The sequence below is a fragment of the Micromonospora sp. ATCC 39149 genome (genome assembly GCF_000158815.1).
In the GTDB taxonomy this organism is placed as follows: Bacteria; Actinomycetota; Actinomycetes; order Mycobacteriales; family Micromonosporaceae; genus Micromonospora.
Window position 1 is genome coordinate 6,150,068 of record NZ_GG657738.1, and the last position, 16,871, is coordinate 6,166,938.

Consider the following 16,871-nt stretch of genomic DNA (forward strand, 5'->3'; position numbering starts at 1 on the left):
CGTGATCGGTGGGGCGACGCTGTTCCCCGGTACCGGCTTCGTGGAGCTGGCGCTGCACGCCGGCGCCCGGGCCGGCTGCCCCGGGGTGGACGAGCTGACCATCGAGATCCCCCTCGTCCTGCCCGCCGAGGGCGGCGTCCAGCTCCAGTGCGCGGTGACCGCGCCGGACGAGGCCGGGCTGCGGCGGATCACCGTCCATACGCGACCTGAGGGTGGCTCCGCCGACCTGCCCTGGACCCGGCACGCCACCGGGACGCTGGCCCCCGACCGCGGGGCGGCGGGCGGCACCGAACTGGCCGCCTGGCCACCACCCGGCGCCGCCGAGCTGCCACTGGACGGGATGTACCCGGAGTTCGCCGCCGTCGGCATCGACTACGGCCCAGCCTTCCGTGGCCTGCGTCGCGCCTGGCGCCGAGGCGACCAGGTGTTCGCCGAAGTGAGCCTGCCCGAGTCGGCGGACTTTGAAGTGGACCGTTACGAGTCGCACCCGGCCGCGCTGGACGCCGCCCTCCAGGTGATCGGGCGCAGCGGGCTGGCCGGTGCAGAGCCGGCCCTGCCGTTCTCCTGGTCCCGGTTGCGGCTGCACGCGGTCGGCGGGACGAGCCTGCGGGTACGCGTCACGCCGGCCGGCACCGGGGCGGTGTCCCTGCACGTCGCGGACCCCACGGGGCAGCCGGTCGTCACCGTCGACTCGCTCATCCTGCGCCCGATGTCCCAGGCGCCGGTACCCCCGACCGCTGCCGCCCGGGCCACGGACACCCTGCGCCGGCTGGAGTGGCGCCCGCTCACGGTGCACAGTGCCGACCTGACCAGCCGGTGGAGCGTACTCGGCCCGGACCGGTGGGGCTTGGCCGAACCGCTCAGTGCCCCGGTGGTCTCCGACCTGGACGCGGCGGCCGACGCCGACGTGCTGGTGCTCCCGGCCGGTGGCCCGGGCACCGACGTGTACGCCGAGACGGCCCGGCTCCTCGACCTGCTGCGTGCCTGGCTGACCGACTCTCGGTTCGCCGCCGCCCGGCTGGTTGTGGCGACCAGCGGCGCGGTCAGCGGCACCGGCATCGAAGCGGTGGACGCGCCTTCCACCGCCGGCGTCCCGGACCTGGCTGGCGCCGCCGTGGCCGGGCTGGTCCGCGCCGCACAGGCCGAGCACCCGGACCGGATCGCGCTGGTGGACCTGGACACGGCCGCGGCGTCCGGGCACCTGGTCCAGGCCGCGCTGCGCTCCGGCGAGCCGCAGGCCGCGCTGCGCCGGGGCGAGCTCTGGGTGCCACGGCTGGCTCCGGTGAGCCCGCCCGCCGGGGACGGCAAACCGGTCTGGACCACCACCGGCACCGTCCTGATCAGCGGGGCGACCGGCGCGCTGGGCGGGGTGGTGGCCCGCCACCTGGTCGCCCGGCACGGGGTCCGGCACCTGCTGCTGGCCAGCCGGCGGGGTCCGGACGCCGCAGGGGTGGCCGCGCTCACCGGCGAGCTGGCCGACCTGGGCGCGGTGACCGTGGACGTGGTTGCCGTCGATCTGGCCGATCGCGAGGCGGTGGCGGCGCTGCTCGCCACCGTCCCGGACGACCGGCCGCTGCGCGGGATGGTGCACGCCGCCGGGGTGCTCGACGACGGGCTGGTCACCACGCTGACCGCGGAGCGGCTTGGCGCGGTCCTGCGGCCCAAGGTGGACGGCGCATGGCACCTGCACGAGCTGACCGCGGACCTGGACCTGTCCGCGTTCGTCCTGTTCTCCTCGGCGGCCGGCATGCTGGGCGGCCCCGGGCAGGGCGCCTACGCGGCGGCCAACGCGTTCCTGGACGCCCTCGCCGCGCACCGCCGGGCGGCCGGGCTGGCCGGGCTCTCCCTCGCCTGGGGACTGTGGGCGACCGGCGAGGCCGGGATGGGTGCGGGGCTGAGCGAGATCGACACCCAGCGGCTGGCCGCGGCCGGCATCGCGGCGCTGCCCACCGAGGTCGGGCTCGGCCTGCTCGACGCGGCCACCGGCCTGGCCGATCCGGTGTTGCTGGCCGCCCGGCTGGCGCCGCCCGCCGGCGACACGGCGGACCTGCCGCCGCTGCTGCGCGACCTGGCCGGCCCGCAGACCCGTCGGGCCGTCGCGGCGGCGCCGGCCGAGGCCGGGTCGCTGCGCGAGCGGCTCGCCGGGATGCCGCCGCACAAGCGGGCACCGGCCCTGCTCGATCTGGTCCGCAGCCAGGTGGCGGCGCTGCTCGGATACCCCGACTCGGCCGACATCCCGGTCGAACGCGCCTTCCTCGACCTGGGTTTCGACTCCCTGGCCGCGGTCGGTATGCGCAACAAACTCACCCTGCTCACCGGGCTGAACCTGTCGGCCAGCCTGGTCTTCGACTACCCGAACCCGCGGGCCCTGGCCGAGCATCTCGGCGCGCAGCTACTGCCGGAGCCCGAACCGGCCGTCGAGGCGGTCGACCCCGTCGACGTACGGCAGATGCTGGCGTCGATCCCGCTGGACCGGCTGCGCGACGCCGGCCTGCTGGACAGCCTCCTCAAACTCGCCGGCGCCCCGGCGGCACCACACCACCCGACGACCACGTCGATAGATGACATGGACAGCGAAGAGCTGATCAACCTGGCGATCGGCGAGCATGCCGATCGTGGTTGAGCAGTCCATCCCAGCAGCAGCCAAGCCACAGAGAGGGCTGAACCGAATGGACACCACGTTCGCGATCGAGACGAGCGGGCTACGCAAGTCGTACGGCGACGTACGCGGGCTGCAGGGCGTGGACCTGAGAGTCGAACGGGGCACGATGCTCGCCCTGCTCGGCCCGAACGGTGCGGGCAAGACCACGTTGATCCGCATCCTGACCACGCTGCTAAACCCGGATGACGGGGTGGCGATGATCGAGGGCCACCATGTGGTCCGCGACGCCGCCCGGGTCCGCGAGGTGATCGGGCTGACCAGCCAGGACGCCTCCATCGACGGCGTGCTCACCGGTCGGGAGAACCTGGTCATGATGGGGCGGCTGTTCCACCTCGGCCGGTCCGCGGCCCGGCAGCGCGCCGCCGAACTACTCAGCGAGTTCGATCTGGTGGAAGCCGCGGAGCGGCAGGTCCGGTACTACTCCGGCGGCATGCGACGCCGGCTCGACCTGGCGGTCAGCCTGGTCACCGCGCCGCCGGTGCTGTTGCTCGACGAACCCACCACCGGGCTGGACCCGCGCAGTCGGCAGGCGCTGTGGGAAACCATCAGGAAGCTGCTGGCGGCCGGCACCACCATCCTGCTGACCACGCAGAACCTGGAGGAGGCCGACCAGTTGGCCGACCGGATCACGTTGATCGACGAGGGTCGCATCGTCGCGGAGGGCACCGCGGACGAGCTCAAACGCCAGGTCGGCACCGAGCGGCTGGAGCTTGGCTTCGCCACCGAGCGCGACGCCCAACGGGCGCAGGATGTGATCGGTGGAGTACGCCTGGCCGGGACCAGCATCAGCATCCCGGTCGAGGACGCCGGCGAGGTCCGCCGGCTGCTCAACAAGGTCGGTGACGCCGGCCTCGACGTGCAGGGCCTGGCCATGCGCCGGCCCACGCTCGACGACGTGTTCCTCACCCTGACCGGCCACAACGCGGGAGAAGTTCAATGACCCAGACCATGTCGCACGGGCTGACCCGGATCGAACCGCTGCAACGCCCGGCTTTCGTCTTGGCGCTGAGCGACTGCCTGACCCTGATCGGCCGCAACCTGCGGCACATCATCCGGGTCCCGGAACAGCTGATCCAGATGGTCTCGCTGCCGATCATCCTGCTGCTGATGTTCCGCTACCTGCTCGGCGGCGCGATCAAAGTGGACCAGGCGTACATCAACTATGTGATCGCCGGGCTCATCGTGATCAGCGTCGGCTTCAACCTCACCACGACCATCGTCGGGGTTACCGATGATCTGCGTAACGGCATCATCGACCGGTTCCGGTCGATGCCGGTGCTGCGGTCCGCGGTGCTGATCGCCCACGTGGTCGGCGCGTTGTGCCGCAACGCGGTCTCGGCGGCTGTGCTGATCCTGGCCGGGTTCGCGGTCGGTTTCCGGCCCACCGCCGGCCCGCTGGAGTGGCTGGCCACGTTCGGCATCCTGCTGCTGTTCGTCACCGCGCTGTCCTGGGTGGCGGTGATCCTCGGTATCACCGCGAAGTCGGTCGAGGGCGGCAACGGGCTGGGCATGATCCTGGTGTTCCTGCCGTACCTGAGCAGCGCCCTGGTCCCGACCAGCACGATGCCGCCGGTGGTCGAGGCGATCGTGGTGAACCAGCCGGTGAGCCCGGTGGTGGACTCGGTCCGGTCACTACTCACCGGCGTGCCGGCGGGGCACGCGGTCTGGCTGGCGCTGGCCTGGTGGATACCCATCCTGCTGCTCTCCGTACCGCTGGCCGCCCGGCTCTTCCGTCGCCGCACGGTCGGCTGAGCCGGCGCCGGGGAGCTGGGGGAGGTGCGAATCCGATGATCGGGGAGCGAAACGGGCGGGCCGGCCGTCGAGGCGCGCGGGCGGTGATCCTGACCGGCGACGCGCACGACCATCCGGGCGGGCTGTCCATGCGGTGGCGCGCCCTGCAAACCGCGCTGGACCGGCACCTGCCGTGCAGGCTCCAGCAGCTCGGCTGCGACCGGTGGGACCGGTGCCGGGCCGGCTGCCGGCTCACTGGCCGGCCGGGCGGCACCGCCGAGGTCGCCATGCTCGACGACGTGCAGGTCTGGCACGCCGACCGGACCTACTGCCCGGAGTACGTCCGGCGCTTGGCCGGTGAGTTGGTCGCGGCCCGCGTCACCACGGTGGTGTGCAGCGGCCTCGACACCCACCGGTATGTCACCGCCCTGGCCGCGCTGGGCTGGTTCACCGTGGTCTTCGACCTGCACAACGTGGAGGCCCAGCTGCACGAGGCAATCCACGCCGCGCTGCCGCCCGGATCACCGATGGCCGGCTTCTACACCCAGCGGCACGTGCGGCTGGTGGACACCGCGGAGCGGACCGCGGTCCGCTCCGCGGACGCGGTGTGGGTGTGCAGCGACGAGGACCGGGCGGAGGTGATCAGGCGGTACGCGGTGGCAGCCGACACTGTCCGGGTGGTGCCCAACGTCGTCGAGGTCACCGGCGCCGTGCCGCCACCGGCTGACGTCCGCTCGGTCTGCTTCACCGGCCGCATGGACTGGTATCCCAACATCGAGGCCGGGCTCGCCCTCCTTCTCCAGATCGCCCCGCTGCTGCGGAAGCGGGGCCACCAACTGCCGGTCGTGGTGGCCGGCGCGATGGCCCGGGAGATGCTGGGGGACGTGGAGCTGGCGCCCGGAGTCGAGCTGATCTCCGATCCGCCCAGCCCGGCCGCCCTGATCGCCGGCAGCATCATGGCGGTTCCGCTGAAGCTCGGCGGGGGCAGTCGCTTCAAGATCCTGGAGGCGTTCGCGAGCGGTGCGCCGACGATCTCCACGGCGAAGGGCGCGGAGGGGCTCGGCGCGGTGCCCGGCGAGCACTATCTGGCGGCGGAGGAGCCGGAGGAGTTCGTCGACGCGGTGGACCGGCTGGTCGGCGACCCGGCACTTCGCACCCAGCTCACTCGGGCGGCCTGGACGCTGCTGACCGAGCGGTACTCGCTCGACGCGCTCACCGCCCGGCTGGCCGACCTGGCCGTGCCGGCCCGCTGAGCGGTCCGCCTGCCCTGAGCGGTCAGCCAGGGCCGGTCGGCGCCTCCTGGAGGTAGGCGAGCACGGCGAGCACCCGGCGGTTGTCCTCGGCGGCCAGGGTCAGGTCGAGCTTTCCGAAGATGCTGTTGATGTGCTTGCCGACCGCCTTCTCGGTGATCACGAGCATGTTGGCGATGGCGGCGTTCGATCGCCCTTGCGCTATCAGATCCAGCACCTCCCGCTCCCGCCGGCTGAGTCGGGCCAGCGGCGGGCGGCGACTGGCCCGGCCCAGCAGGCTGGAGACGACCTTCGGGTCCAGGACCGTCCCGCCGTCCGCGACCCGGCGCACCGCGTCGATGAACGTCGACACGTCGGACACCCGGTCCTTCAGCAGGTAGCCGATCCCGCCCTCGCCGGAGTGCATCAGCTCCAGGGCGTACAGCTGCTCGACGAACTGGCTCAGCACCAGCATCGGCATGCCCGGCCGGCGCTGGCGGGCCTCGATCGCGGCGATCAGGCCCTCGGTGGTGAAAGTCGGCGGCATCCGGATGTCCACCACCGCCACGTCGACCTCGTGCTCGCGCAGCGCCGCCGCCAGCGCCTCCGGATCGCCGACGGCGGCCACCACCTCGATGCCGTGGGCCTCCAGCAGCCGGGTCAGGCCGTCCCGGAGGAGAGCGAGGTCTTCCGCGATGACAACTCGCACGGAACCTCCAGAGTGATCGAGGTGGGCCCGCCGGCCGGGCTGTTCACCCAGATGATGCCGTCGAAAGCCTCCAGCCGCCGGGCGATGCCATGCAGGCCGGTGCCGCCGTCGACCGACGCGCCGCCGACCCCGTCGTCGACGACCACGGCCACCAGTCGGCCGTCCAGGAAACTGATGTCCACCGCGGCCGTGGTGGCGTGGCTGTGCTTGACCACATTGGCCAGGCATTCGGCGATGGAGAAGTACAGTGCCGACTCGATCGCGGCGGGCGCGGGCCCGGGCAGGTCGCAGCTTACGCTGGTCGGTACGGCGAGGTCGAGGGCCAGCGCCTCGACCGCCTTGTCCAGGCCCCGGTCGGCGAGCACCGCCGGGTGGATCGCCTGCATGACCGCGCGCAGGTCGTCCAGCGCGGACAGGGTGGTCGCCCGGGCCTCGCTGACCAACCGGGCGCCGGCCGCCGGGTCGGTGCGCAGCAGATGCTCGGCCAGCCCGAGCGTCATGCCCACCGAGACCATCCGGGCCTGGGCCCCGTCGTGCAGGTCGCGCTCGATCCGCTTGAGCTCCGTGACCTGCGCGTCGACCGCGCCCCGCCGGGTCCGGGCCAGCGCGTCGATGCGTCGGGTCAGCTCCCGCTCCCGCTCCGGGGGCAGCTGCGACACCACCCAGGCGTGCGTGCCCACCCCCGAGGCGAGCAGCATCAGTGCCCAGATCGGCCAGAAGTACCCGCCTCCGGACAGCGCCCAGACCGCTAGCTCGGCCGACGCCAGCACGCACGCCAGCGCGGCGTGCAGGGCCAGCCAGCGGCGTCGACCACGCGGTACCTGCAGCGCACGCCGGACGGCCAGGTGCGTCCCGACGGCGACGGCCAGGCCGAACCAGGTCCACCGTGGCCAAAAGTAGCCGCCCCCCGTGACCGCCCAGATCATCCCGGTTAGCAGGGCGAGGCTGGCCGCCCCACCGGCCTCCGCGATGATCAGGTCGGTGCCGCCGCGACCGCCGAGGAGGCGGCGACGAGGGCTGGTCGGCATGCTCATCGCAAAATCTCCATCCGGTGCGGTTTCTCGGCACCTTCACCGTAGAAGGAGCACCGGATGCCGGCAAACGACCTATGCCCCCAAATAGGGGTGGGGATTTCCCTACCCTCTACGGCGGGGTCCGGTGGCTGGCCCGGTCGTCAGCTAACGTCGAGCACCGACACGCCGCAGATCCGCAGGGACCCTGTATCGTGCCGAAACTGCGTTCGGTGTCGTGAGCCGGATTCCGAGGGCACGGTCGTGGCGATGGTCGGCGACGGCGTCAACGACGCTGCCGCGCTCGCACAGGCCGACCTCGGCCTGGCCATGGGCACCGGTACCGACGTGGCGATCGAAGCATCCGACCTCACCCTGGTCCGAGGCGACCTGGATGCCCGCCGTCGACGCGATCCGGCTCTCCCGACGCACTCTGGCCACCATCAAGGGCAACCTGTTCTGGGTCTTCGCCTGCAACGTCGCGGCCCTGCCGCTGGCCGCCGCCGGAATGCTCAACCCGATGATCGCCGGCGCCGCGATGGCGTTCTCGTCGGTCTTCGTCGTCTCCAACAGCCTGCGGCTGCGCGGCTTCAAGCCGCTACGCCAGCCGTAACGACTACGGCGACCAGACCGTCCGTGCGGGCCCGAACTCCTCCGAGCCCTGGCGCTGCCGGTAGATGCCATTGCCACGTCGGTGAGTGGGGTGTCGTCAAGCCGGACGCACAGTTCGCCCAGGTCATCGACCTCGCCCATGGTGCGGAGGCTACTCGCCATGGGTGAGTCGGGCGACCGGCTCCGAACGGTGGTCGTCCTCGCGGCGGCGGCGGGTGCGCCGGCCGAACGCGTCGGCGAGCCCCCACCGCCCCGGTACGTCGAGCAGTTCTATCCGGCCCACCGACGACGGCAGGTACGGATCGACGGCGAGATGGTCCGGGTGTGGGGTGAGCCCCAGCATTGTGCGAAGCAGTAGCAGTGGCGCGCCCGCTGACCAGCCCTGAGGGCTGCACGCCGTCGGGTACTCGACCGGGTAGTCGGTGAGGCTCCGGTCATAGCCGGCGAATGCCTCGGGCAACCGGCCGTCGAAATACCCCGACGCGGTGATCATGCCATCGGCGATCCTGGCGGCCTCCTCCCGGAGACCGTAGCGCCACAGACCCCAGGCGATGATCGAGTTGTCGAACGGCCAGACCGCACCGACGTGGTAGCCGATGGGGTTGTACCGCAGGTTGGTGGTGGACAAGGTGCGCACGCCCCAACCGGAAAAGAGGCTCGGTCCAAGGAGGTGGTCCGCCACACGGCGTGCCCGCTCCGGCTCGACAATGCCGCTCCAGAGCAGATGCCCCATGTTGGAGGCGAGCGCGTCGACGGGCTTGCCGTCCGGATCGAGCGCAAGCGCGTAGTAACCCTCCTCCTCGATCCAGAAATCGCGGTTGAACTGTTCCCGCAGTTGCGCCGCCTCGCGCTCCAAGCGGTCGGCGTACTCTGGGTCGTTCCAGAACTCGCGGGCCATTCGCGCCCCGCGCATCTTGGCGTCGTAGGCGTACCCCTGTAGCTCGCAGGTTGCCCTGGGCAGGGCGGGCAGCCGGCCGTCCCGGTAGGAGATCGCGTCCGAGGAGTCCTTCCAGCACTGGTTCTCCAGGCCGTTGCGGGTGTTGCGCCGCCAGTAGTAGACGTAGCCGGTGCCAAGCAGATCGGCGTACTCGTCGATCCAGTTGAGCGCGGCACGGGCCTGCGGTTCGAACAGCCGTACGGTTTCCACGTCGCCGCTCCACCGCTCGTACTCGTCGAGCAGAATGACGAACAGCGGGCTGGCGTCCGCAGATCCGTAGTAGGGGGTGTGTGGCTGTTCCTCGAACGCCGCCGACTCGCCGTACCGGAACTCGTGCAAGATCTTACCCGGCTCCTCCTCGCGGAAGTCGTCGAAGGTGGTGCCCTGCAGCGCCCCCAACAGGCGCAGCACGGGCGGGGTCAGCGTGGGCGCGAACGGCAGTGTCTGCAGGCTGATGAAGATGCTGTCCCGGCCGAGGAGAGTCATGTACCAGGGCAGCCCGGCGGTCGGGATCGGGCTAACCGCGGTCAGCGACGAGTAACGCATGGCGGCCAGGTCGTACAGACTGCGCTTGTATGCCGCCGTGAGCGGCTCGTAGTCGCTTGCGAGTCGCGGCGCGCGGTCGATCCAGTGCTCCAACTCCTCGCGCACCTGTGGCCTGCTCCGCCGGCGGTACGCCTCCCAGACGGTAACGGAGCCGCCGCCGCCTCGGTTGATAATCGGTTCCACCTGGAGCCCGACGTCCCAGCGGCCGTGCGGTTCGAGACAGATGTCGAAGGTCATGCCGCCGTCGTCCACCTTGGCCGGTCTATCACTGGAGATGATGGTGTCCCGGCAAAACGTCGCCCGCTCGTAGTGCAGATGAAGGCGCCCGTCTTCGTGGGACACCGATCGCTTACCGTGCTTCGGCTGATTCTCCTTGATCTCGAATATGTCGGCGAAGTCGGCTTCCGCGTCGATCCGGATGGAGACGTCCGCCGGTTCGATGTCGTGGTTGAGAACCACGAGCCGTTCGACGAAGTTCGCGCCGATGGACTGCTCGCGGATGACCGAGATCTTGGCGTTGACGTAGTGCGTGGGCTGCCCGGGGACGAGCAAGAACCGCGTCTCGAAGAAGTGCAGATCGCTGCGGGACAGGGGGCTGAGTCGCTCCCCGTTGACGCGCAGCACCCAGGTCGACAGGAAGCGGGTGTCGAACGAGAAGAGCCCTGCCGGGGTGTCGGGGGACCTGGTGACATCTCCACGCACATCAGTGACGAGGAAGGTGTTTCCGTCCAGGATGCTGAGCGTCTTCTCGGTCATGATGGTCCGGCGGCTTCCTCATGGACGAAATCCCGTGGGTGACGGCCGGAGGGTGGTCCGGTGAACAGCACCCTTCCGAGCAGGTCCACCAGCCCCAGTTGCCCCTCGACCACAAGCGCGTTGCGGAAGAACAACGGCACGAAACGTTCCTCGCCCCGAACGAGCCGGTCGAACGTATCGTTGTCGGTGCGCAGAACGGCGTCCGGCTCCGGCTGAGGCGTTTCCGGATTTGCCCTGCGGACCCGGGCAGTCCCGCTCTCTATGGCGACAAACCACTGTTCCACGACGGTGCCGGCCGACTCTGTCACGTCCAGGCGGACGGTGCCCTTGGTCTCCCGAGGAATACTCTTGAAAGTACGGCTCTCCCCACGCTCCAGCATCTGAAGTGCGTCAGCCAGCTGGTCGCCCACTTGGCGTCACCCTCCTTCCCTCGCGTGCCACCTCGGCATGACCGAAACCAGCCCCGGTCGGGTCCGCATCACCAGCTGCGCATGACGCCGCCTCTCAGATCCCGGACAGGGACGGGACGCGAGGCCCTAGCGGGTACTGCCGGTCCAACGGCGAGATGGTGATCCACCGTAGGTCGGTGAACTCGGCGAGCGCCGCCCGGGAACCGAACCGGCCCCAGCCGCTGGCCTTGACGCCGCCGAATGGCATCTGCGGCTCGTCGTGGACAGAGGCCCCGTTGATGTGGCAGATTCCGGCTTCGATCCGGCGGGCCACCTGCAAGGCGTTGGCGACGTCGCGGCTGAACACCGCGCTGGCCAGGCCAAGCTCGGTGTCGTTGGCGACTCGGACAGCCTCGTCGACGCCATCCACCTCGATCACCGCAGCGACCGGCCCGAACGACTCTTCGCTGTAGACCCGCATCTTCGGGGTCACTCCACGCAGTACGGTCGGTGGGTAGAACAGGCCGTCGGCTCGGCCCCCGATGAGCACTTTGGCGCCTTTGGTCTGGGCGTCGGCGACGAGCGACGCGACGTGGTCGACGGCTCGCTGGTTGACCAGTGGGCCGAGCTCGGTCGACGGCTCATGCGGATCGCCCATGGTCAGCCTGCCGGCGTGAACCACCAACTGGTCGAGAAACTCGTCGGCGACCGTGCGCTCCACCACGATCCGCTCGGTCGACATGCAGATCTGACCCTGGTTCAGGAAGGAGCCGGCGACGGCGGCGCGCACCGCCGCCGGGATGTCCGCGTCGGCCAGCACCAGCATCGGCGCCTTGCCGCCGAGTTCGAGGACGACACGCTTCAGATGCCGACCGGCCTTCTCGCCGACGATGCGCCCGATCGAGGTCGAACCGGTGAAGTTGATGCAGCGGGTCTGCGGATGGCAGACCAACTCGTCGACTATGTCCGCCGCGTCGGCCGGCGCGTTCGTGACCACGTTGATCGCGCCGGGCGGCATGCCGGCGTCATGCAGGGCGGCGGCGATCGCCACGTGGGTCGCCGGGGCCTCCTCGCTCGCTTTGAGCACCACCGTGTTGCCGTATGCCAGCGGAAGCGCGACGGCTCGCATGCCGAGGATCAGCGGCGCGTTCCACGGGGCAAGACCGACGACCACTCCTACCGGCTGGCGGACGCCGAGCGCGGTCATGCCGGGCACGTCAGACGGGATGACCTCGCCGACAATGCCGTACGTCTGCGCGGCCGCCTCGATGAGCATGTCGGTGGCGAGCTTCAGGTTGAAGTGGCACCAGCTGAGCACCGCGCCGGTCTCCTGGCACATCGCCCCGACGATCTCGTCGCCGCGTTCGGTCAGCAGACCCGCGGCGCGCTGCAGTACCTCGCGCCGTTGCCCCGGCGACCAGGTTCCCCAAGTAGCCTTCGCGGCAGCCGCCGCATCAACGGCGGCCGCCGCATCGGTACGGCTGGCGGCGGCAACCTCCGACAGCGGCTCGTTATCGACATTACGAACTTTTGTGGTCCTTCGCCCTGATTGGGCGGGTGTCCACCTACCGCCGATCAACAGATCGACGGTACGGATGGCGTCGGGCATGGCGATGCTGTCTCCCTCCAGTCGCGCGACACGACCTGTCGCCACGGCGCGGCTCGACCCGCCAGCGCAGCCATGGCCTCGACGTCCGCACGCTGATCGGAATAGCCAAGTTGCACCACCTTCAGCAGGATACTTCTGCAGGCGGCAGTGGGCGTGGTTTTCGAACGGAACCCTCCCCGTCAGGAGCAGCCACCGCCCGATGGAGCGCTCTGCGCGGCTGCTGGTGGCCGTCGGGCGGATCAGCATTACCGCCTGGTCGGGGTGAGTGACCGAGGAGGGCTGCGACGTCGGGCGCGATGGCGTAGCCGAGCACTCCCACCCCCAAGGGTGGGGCCGGGAACCCGTCGTCAGGTGGAAGGCCGGTCACGATCTCTGCTCGGAGTCAGGACGTGTCGGGTCCGGTCCCCGGTCCAGGCCGCTTCGAGGATCGCGGTCAGGCTGGCGGTGTCGGTCGGGCCTGGATGGTTCTGGATCAAGCGGGTGACGCCACTGGCCATCTGGGCGAAGCGCGGGAGGTCGGCGCGCGCCACGCCGATGTCCGCCAAGGTGGGAGGGATGCCGATGTCGGCAAGGAGCCCGTCGAGCCAGGTGAGGAACGTATCTGCGGCCTCGGCATCCGAGGCGTCGGTCACGTCGAGCCCGCACACCCCGGCGAGGATGGCCAACCGGTCACCGATGGCATCCCTGGCCGCGTCCAGCGCGTAGGGCAGTAGCAGCCCGACGCCCAGGCCGTGCGGCGTGTGCGTGGCTGCGCCGATGGGGTACTGGAGAGCGTGCGGGGCCGCGTTGCCCGCGTGGGAAAATGCGAGCCCGGCGAGCATGGACCCATAGGACATGTCCGCTCGCGCGTCCGTGTCGCCTCCGTCCCTGACAGCACGACGCAAGCTACGGGCGATCCGCTCCGCAGCCCGGAGCGCGTAGTGGTCGGTGATCGGGTTGCGGCCGAGGAAGACCTGCTCCACCGGGTCGCGCGGTCCGTGGGCCCGGGGTCGCGCGGTGTAGCTCTCCACCGCGTGACAAAACGCGTCGATGCCGGAGTGGGCGGTGACGGTCGCAGGGCAGGTGTAGGTGAGTTCGGGGTCGACGATGGCGAAGTCGGGCACGATGTGGACGCTGGAAACCCCCACCTTCAGCTCGCGGTCCGGGTCGGTCAACACCGAGACGGGTGAGAGCTCGGAGCCGGTGCCTGACGTCGTCGGGACCGCGACGAGAGGAATCGTCGGCCCCGGCACCTTCGACTCGCCGTAGAAGTCGCGCGGCGTCCCACCGTGGCGCCGTATGACCCCGACGATTTTGGCGAGGTCGATCACTGTGCCACCCCCGATGGCGAGGATCACGTCCGCGTCCACCTCGGCGGCGACCGAGACGGCCAAGGCGACATCGGCGAGTGGCACGTCTGGGGTCGCGTCGGAAAACACCTCGACGACCTCGACCTTCTCCCGCACGGCAACCACGATCTCGGCCACGCCCGGCTGCCCCAGAAGAACCTGGTCGGTCACGATGAGGACTCGCGAGCCGCACTCGGCCACCACTCGTGGGATATTCTGCGCGCCCCCCTCGCCCACTATCAGCTGGCGTGGTCCGCGGACGGTCTCAAGCATGTCAGTGCCTCTCTGGAACGTCGGCGGCGATTTGCTGGGCGGACGTCCAGGTCACCTGCGAGACCGGGACGGCGTCGGCAAGGTTGGCCGCCCGGGTGGCGCAGGCGCGCGCGCCGGGCGCTCGGACTCGATCGTGCCCAGGCGCCCTCGGCTCCATCGCGATGAAGACGTCACCCTTGGTGGACGGGTGGGTCGGGTCGAGGGTCCCGCGGTGGAGGTCGGTCAGGTCATGTTTGCACAGGGCGCGGTGATCCTCGGCGGGTGCCCGGGGCAGCAGGCCGGTCACGGTAGGTCGATCGCCGCGTAGGTGAGGTCGAGGTACTCAAGGATGCCCTCGTGCGACCCCTCCCTGCCGATCCCGGACTGCTTCACGCCGCCGAACGGAGCTGACGGGTCCGATATCAGACCACGGTTGATGCCGAGCATCCCCGTATCCAGCCCCTCGATGAACCGGAGCGCCCGCTGGAGGTCACGGGTGAAGATGTATCCGACCAGGCCGTGCTCGGTGTCGTTGGCCTTTGCCATCACCTCGTCGTCGGACGTGAACGAGATGATCGGCGCCACCGGGCCGAAGATCTCCGTCCTGAGCATCCGCGCATCTTCGGGCACGTCGACGAGGACGGTAGGCGGGTAGAAGTGGCCCGGCCCATCCGGACGCTCGCCGCCCACCAAGACCCGGGCGCCGCGATCGACAGCGTCGGCGACGAGCTCGTCGATCTTGGTGACCGAGGCCTCGTCGATCAACGCCCCGACGTCCACGCCGTCGTCGAGACCATGGCCCACCGAAAGCGCGCCCATCCGCTCGGCGAAGCGCGCCGTGAATTCCTCGCGCACCGGCTCCTCGACGTAGATCCGGTTGGCCGCGATGCAGGACTCCCCGATGTTGCGCATCTTGGCCACCATGGCGCCGTCGAGCGCGACGTCCAGGTCAGCGTCGGCACACACGATCAAGGCCGCGTTGCCGCCCAGTTCCATGGAGGTGCGCAGCACGTTGTCCGCAGCCTGTCGTAGCAGCACGCGCCCGACCTCGGTCGACCCGGTGAACGAGAGCTTGCGGGTCCGACCGTCGGCTAGCAGTGCTGAGACCACCTCGCCGGCACGTTTGGTGGTCACCACGTTGACGACGCCCGGGGGAACGCCGACCTCCTCCATGACGCGGGCCAGGAACAGCATGGTGAGCGGCGTCTGGGCTGCTGGCTTGGTGATCGTCGTGCAGCCCGCCGCCAGCGCAGGAGCGATCTTGCGGGCACCCATGGCCAACGGAAAGTTCCAGGGCGTCACGAAGACGCACGGTCCGACCGGCTTCGGCACGGTGAGGATGCGATATCCACCTGCGGGAGCGGTGCTGTAGCGCCCCTCGACGCGCACCGCCTCCTCGGCGAACCAACGGAAGAACTCGGCGCCGTAGGCCACCTCTGCCCGAGCCTCGGCGAGCGGCTTGCCCATCTCGAGCGTTATCAGCCGGGCGAGCTCCTCGGATCGCTCGGTCAGTGCCCGGTATGTCGCGGTCAACAGCTCCGACCGCTTCCGCGGCGGGGTCGCCGCCCACTCCGCCATTGCCTTGCTCGCCACGTCCAGAGCGGCGATCCCGTCAACGACGTCGGCGTCCGCCACCTCGGCGATGGTCCTGCCGGTGGCCGGGTCCTCGACGGCAAAGGTGGCTCCGCTTGCGGCGTCGCGCCAGGCGTCGCCGATCCGGAGCCGCCGGTGCTCGGGGGCCAGGACGTTCATCAGGTCACTCATTGCGTCAGCTCCTGTGAGGTTCTCGGTGATGTCCGGCGCGCCTCAGCGATCGCGCTGTGCGGGTAGACGAACGGGTCACACGCCCTCGTCGGGGGCGAGGTTGGCGAGCGGGTCGAATGTGGCCTCGGCCTTGGCTGTAGGGCGAGGCCACGCGCTACCGATCGCCTTCTCTGGCCACGGCCGTTTCAGCGTCGTCGGGCCGTGCTCACTGGTGACGGCCCGTCGAGGCTCGACTGCCACGTGCGGGCACATGTTGCCGTCGCCGCCCGGCGCGGTTACCGCCCGGCCCCGGACAGCGACACCCCGGTGCCCGCATCGAACAGGTGCGCACGCTCCAGGTCGACCGTGACAAGCAGCCGCTCGCCCGGCGTACCGGTGACGGTGGGTCGTGCCTTGACCTTGAGGATCTCCGTCCCCACTCGGACATCGACCACCGTCCGGTCACCGAGCGGCTCAAGCCCGTAGAGCTCCCCCGACAACGACGCGTTCCCACGCTGCTCGACGGACAGGTCCTCCGCGCGCAGGCCCAGCAGCAGCGGACGACCGTCCTCAGCCGTGGTCCAGCGGGGCCGCGGCAACGTCCAGCCTTCCGTACCGACCAGACGATCTCCCTCGGCGTGGCAGGCGAGCAGGCTGATCGGCGGGCTCCCGACGAATCCTGCGACCCACTGGTTGGCCGGACGCTCGTACACCTCGGTCGGCGTTCCGACCTGTTGCACCTTTCCCTCCTTGAGGATCGCGACCTGGTCGGCCATGGACAGGGCCTCGACCTGGTCGTTGGTCACGTAGACGAAGGTTGCTCCGAGGCTCCGGTGGATGCGGGTGAGCTCGGTGCGCATCTCGACGCGGAGCTTGAGGTCGAGGTTCGTCAGCGGCTCGTCCATGAGAAACGCGCGCGGGCGACGGACCAGCGCCCGGGCCAGGGCGACACGCTGCATCTCACCGCCCGACAACTGCGCGGGGCGACGCCGCAGCAGACGTTCGATGTGCAGCAGGCTCGACATCTGTTCGACGGCAGCGGCGATCTCGCTCGAAGAACAGCGGCGTGCCCGCAGCGGCGAAGCGATGTTCTCGTACACCGTGTGTCGCGGGTAGAGGGCGTAGCTCTGGAAGACCATGGCCAGGTCGCGTGCGGCCGGGGGGTCACCGGTCGCGTCCCTGCCGTCCAGATGCACCGACCCGGCGTCAAGCTTTTCAAGGCCGGCGATCGCGCGCAGGGTCGTCGTCTTGCCTGCCCCGGAGGGCCCGAGCACGACGAAGAACGAGCCGTCCGGCACGTCCAGCGTCACCCCGTCCAGGGCCTGGACTTTGCCGAAGGACTTGCACAGCCCGTGCAC

13 protein-coding genes and 1 pseudogene are annotated in these 16,871 nt (G+C 70.3%); 5 read left to right on the forward strand and 9 right to left on the reverse strand.

Annotated features, from left to right (window positions below; genetic code table 11):
* The 4 genes from MCAG_RS26785 to MCAG_RS26800 form a co-directional block, all read left to right on the forward strand.
* The coding region (locus MCAG_RS26785) for a type I polyketide synthase (RefSeq protein ID WP_198141651.1) at window positions 1–2,623 on the forward strand (2,623 nt) is incomplete at its 5' end.
* A 46-nt stretch (window positions 2,624–2,669) separates the two neighbouring features.
* The gene (locus MCAG_RS26790) at window positions 2,670–3,602 is read left to right on the forward strand and encodes a daunorubicin resistance protein DrrA family ABC transporter ATP-binding protein (RefSeq protein WP_036375425.1); all 933 of its coding nucleotides are present in this window, start codon (window positions 2,670–2,672) and stop codon (window positions 3,600–3,602) included.
* Window positions 3,599–4,414: an ABC transporter permease gene (locus MCAG_RS26795; RefSeq protein ID WP_007076081.1), complete on the forward strand. Its 816-nt coding sequence runs from the start codon at window positions 3,599–3,601 to the stop codon at window positions 4,412–4,414. The genes MCAG_RS26790 and MCAG_RS26795 overlap by 4 nt, the downstream gene beginning before the upstream one ends.
* A 35-nt stretch (window positions 4,415–4,449) precedes the next feature.
* Complete coding sequence (locus tag MCAG_RS26800) at window positions 4,450–5,646, forward strand: glycosyltransferase family 4 protein (protein WP_036375428.1); 1,197 nt, start codon at window positions 4,450–4,452, stop codon at window positions 5,644–5,646.
* Between the two features lie 22 nt (window positions 5,647–5,668).
* Here MCAG_RS26800 and MCAG_RS26805 read toward each other — a convergent pair whose 3' ends face one another.
* Together MCAG_RS26805 and MCAG_RS26810 are read right to left on the reverse strand one after the other, a co-directional pair.
* Window positions 5,669–6,331 carry a response regulator transcription factor gene (locus MCAG_RS26805; RefSeq protein WP_007076083.1) on the reverse strand — a complete coding sequence of 221 codons (663 nt, stop codon included), beginning with the start codon at window positions 6,329–6,331 and terminating at the stop codon, window positions 5,669–5,671.
* Entirely contained in the window at window positions 6,283–7,365 is a 1,083-nt protein-coding gene (locus MCAG_RS26810; protein ID WP_007076084.1) for a sensor histidine kinase, read from the reverse strand. Before MCAG_RS26810 ends, MCAG_RS26805 begins: the two co-directional genes overlap by 49 nt.
* Window positions 7,366–7,593: 228 nt before the next feature.
* Here MCAG_RS26810 and MCAG_RS31465 point away from each other — a divergent pair.
* A pseudogene (locus MCAG_RS31465) lies at window positions 7,594–7,954 on the forward strand (HAD-IC family P-type ATPase); the annotation flags it as partial.
* A gap of 150 nt (window positions 7,955–8,104) precedes the next feature.
* Here MCAG_RS31465 and MCAG_RS26820 read toward each other — a convergent pair.
* From MCAG_RS26820 to MCAG_RS26850, 7 genes are all read right to left on the reverse strand, one after another.
* Entirely contained in the window at window positions 8,105–10,192 is a 2,088-nt protein-coding gene (locus MCAG_RS26820) for a glycogen debranching N-terminal domain-containing protein (protein ID WP_007076086.1), read from the reverse strand.
* Window positions 10,189–10,602, reverse strand: a complete 414-nt coding sequence (locus MCAG_RS26825) for an SCP2 sterol-binding domain-containing protein (protein ID WP_007076087.1) — start codon at window positions 10,600–10,602, stop codon at window positions 10,189–10,191. The genes MCAG_RS26820 and MCAG_RS26825 overlap by 4 nt, the downstream gene beginning before the upstream one ends.
* A 94-nt stretch (window positions 10,603–10,696) precedes the next feature.
* Window positions 10,697–12,190, reverse strand: a complete 1,494-nt coding sequence (locus tag MCAG_RS26830) for an aldehyde dehydrogenase (RefSeq protein WP_007076088.1) — start codon at window positions 12,188–12,190, stop codon at window positions 10,697–10,699.
* A gap of 347 nt (window positions 12,191–12,537) precedes the next feature.
* Complete coding sequence (locus tag MCAG_RS26835) at window positions 12,538–13,791, reverse strand: iron-containing alcohol dehydrogenase (protein ID WP_007076089.1); 1,254 nt, start codon at window positions 13,789–13,791, stop codon at window positions 12,538–12,540.
* 1 nt (window position 13,792) lies between these two features.
* Complete coding sequence (locus MCAG_RS26840) at window positions 13,793–14,077, reverse strand: hypothetical protein (RefSeq protein ID WP_007076090.1); 285 nt, start codon at window positions 14,075–14,077, stop codon at window positions 13,793–13,795.
* The gene (locus MCAG_RS26845) at window positions 14,074–15,534 is read right to left on the reverse strand and encodes an NAD-dependent succinate-semialdehyde dehydrogenase (protein ID WP_036375431.1); all 1,461 of its coding nucleotides are present in this window, start codon (window positions 15,532–15,534) and stop codon (window positions 14,074–14,076) included. The genes MCAG_RS26840 and MCAG_RS26845 overlap by 4 nt, the downstream gene beginning before the upstream one ends.
* A 275-nt stretch (window positions 15,535–15,809) precedes the next feature.
* Window positions 15,810–16,823 (reverse strand): ABC transporter ATP-binding protein, encoded by a 1,014-nt coding sequence (locus tag MCAG_RS26850; RefSeq protein WP_232290298.1) that lies wholly within the window; start codon window positions 16,821–16,823, stop codon window positions 15,810–15,812.
* Between the last annotated feature and the right edge of the window lie 48 nt (window positions 16,824–16,871).

Coding starts and splice junctions, on each gene's coding strand:
- MCAG_RS26820 (WP_007076086.1), bottom strand. CDS start 10,192: ATGACCGAGAAGACGCTCAGCATCCTGGACGGAAACACCTTCCTCGTC.
- MCAG_RS26795 (WP_007076081.1), top strand. CDS start 3,599: ATGACCCAGACCATGTCGCACGGGCTGACCCGGATCGAACCGCTGCAA.
- MCAG_RS26830 (WP_007076088.1), bottom strand. CDS start 12,190: ATGCCCGACGCCATCCGTACCGTCGATCTGTTGATCGGCGGTAGGTGG.
- MCAG_RS26845 (WP_036375431.1), bottom strand. CDS start 15,534: ATGAGTGACCTGATGAACGTCCTGGCCCCCGAGCACCGGCGGCTCCGG.
- MCAG_RS26810 (WP_007076084.1), bottom strand. CDS start 7,365: ATGAGCATGCCGACCAGCCCTCGTCGCCGCCTCCTCGGCGGTCGCGGC.
- MCAG_RS26835 (WP_007076089.1), bottom strand. CDS start 13,791: ATGCTTGAGACCGTCCGCGGACCACGCCAGCTGATAGTGGGCGAGGGG.
- MCAG_RS26800 (WP_036375428.1), top strand. CDS start 4,450: ATGATCGGGGAGCGAAACGGGCGGGCCGGCCGTCGAGGCGCGCGGGCG.
- MCAG_RS26790 (WP_036375425.1), top strand. CDS start 2,670: ATGGACACCACGTTCGCGATCGAGACGAGCGGGCTACGCAAGTCGTAC.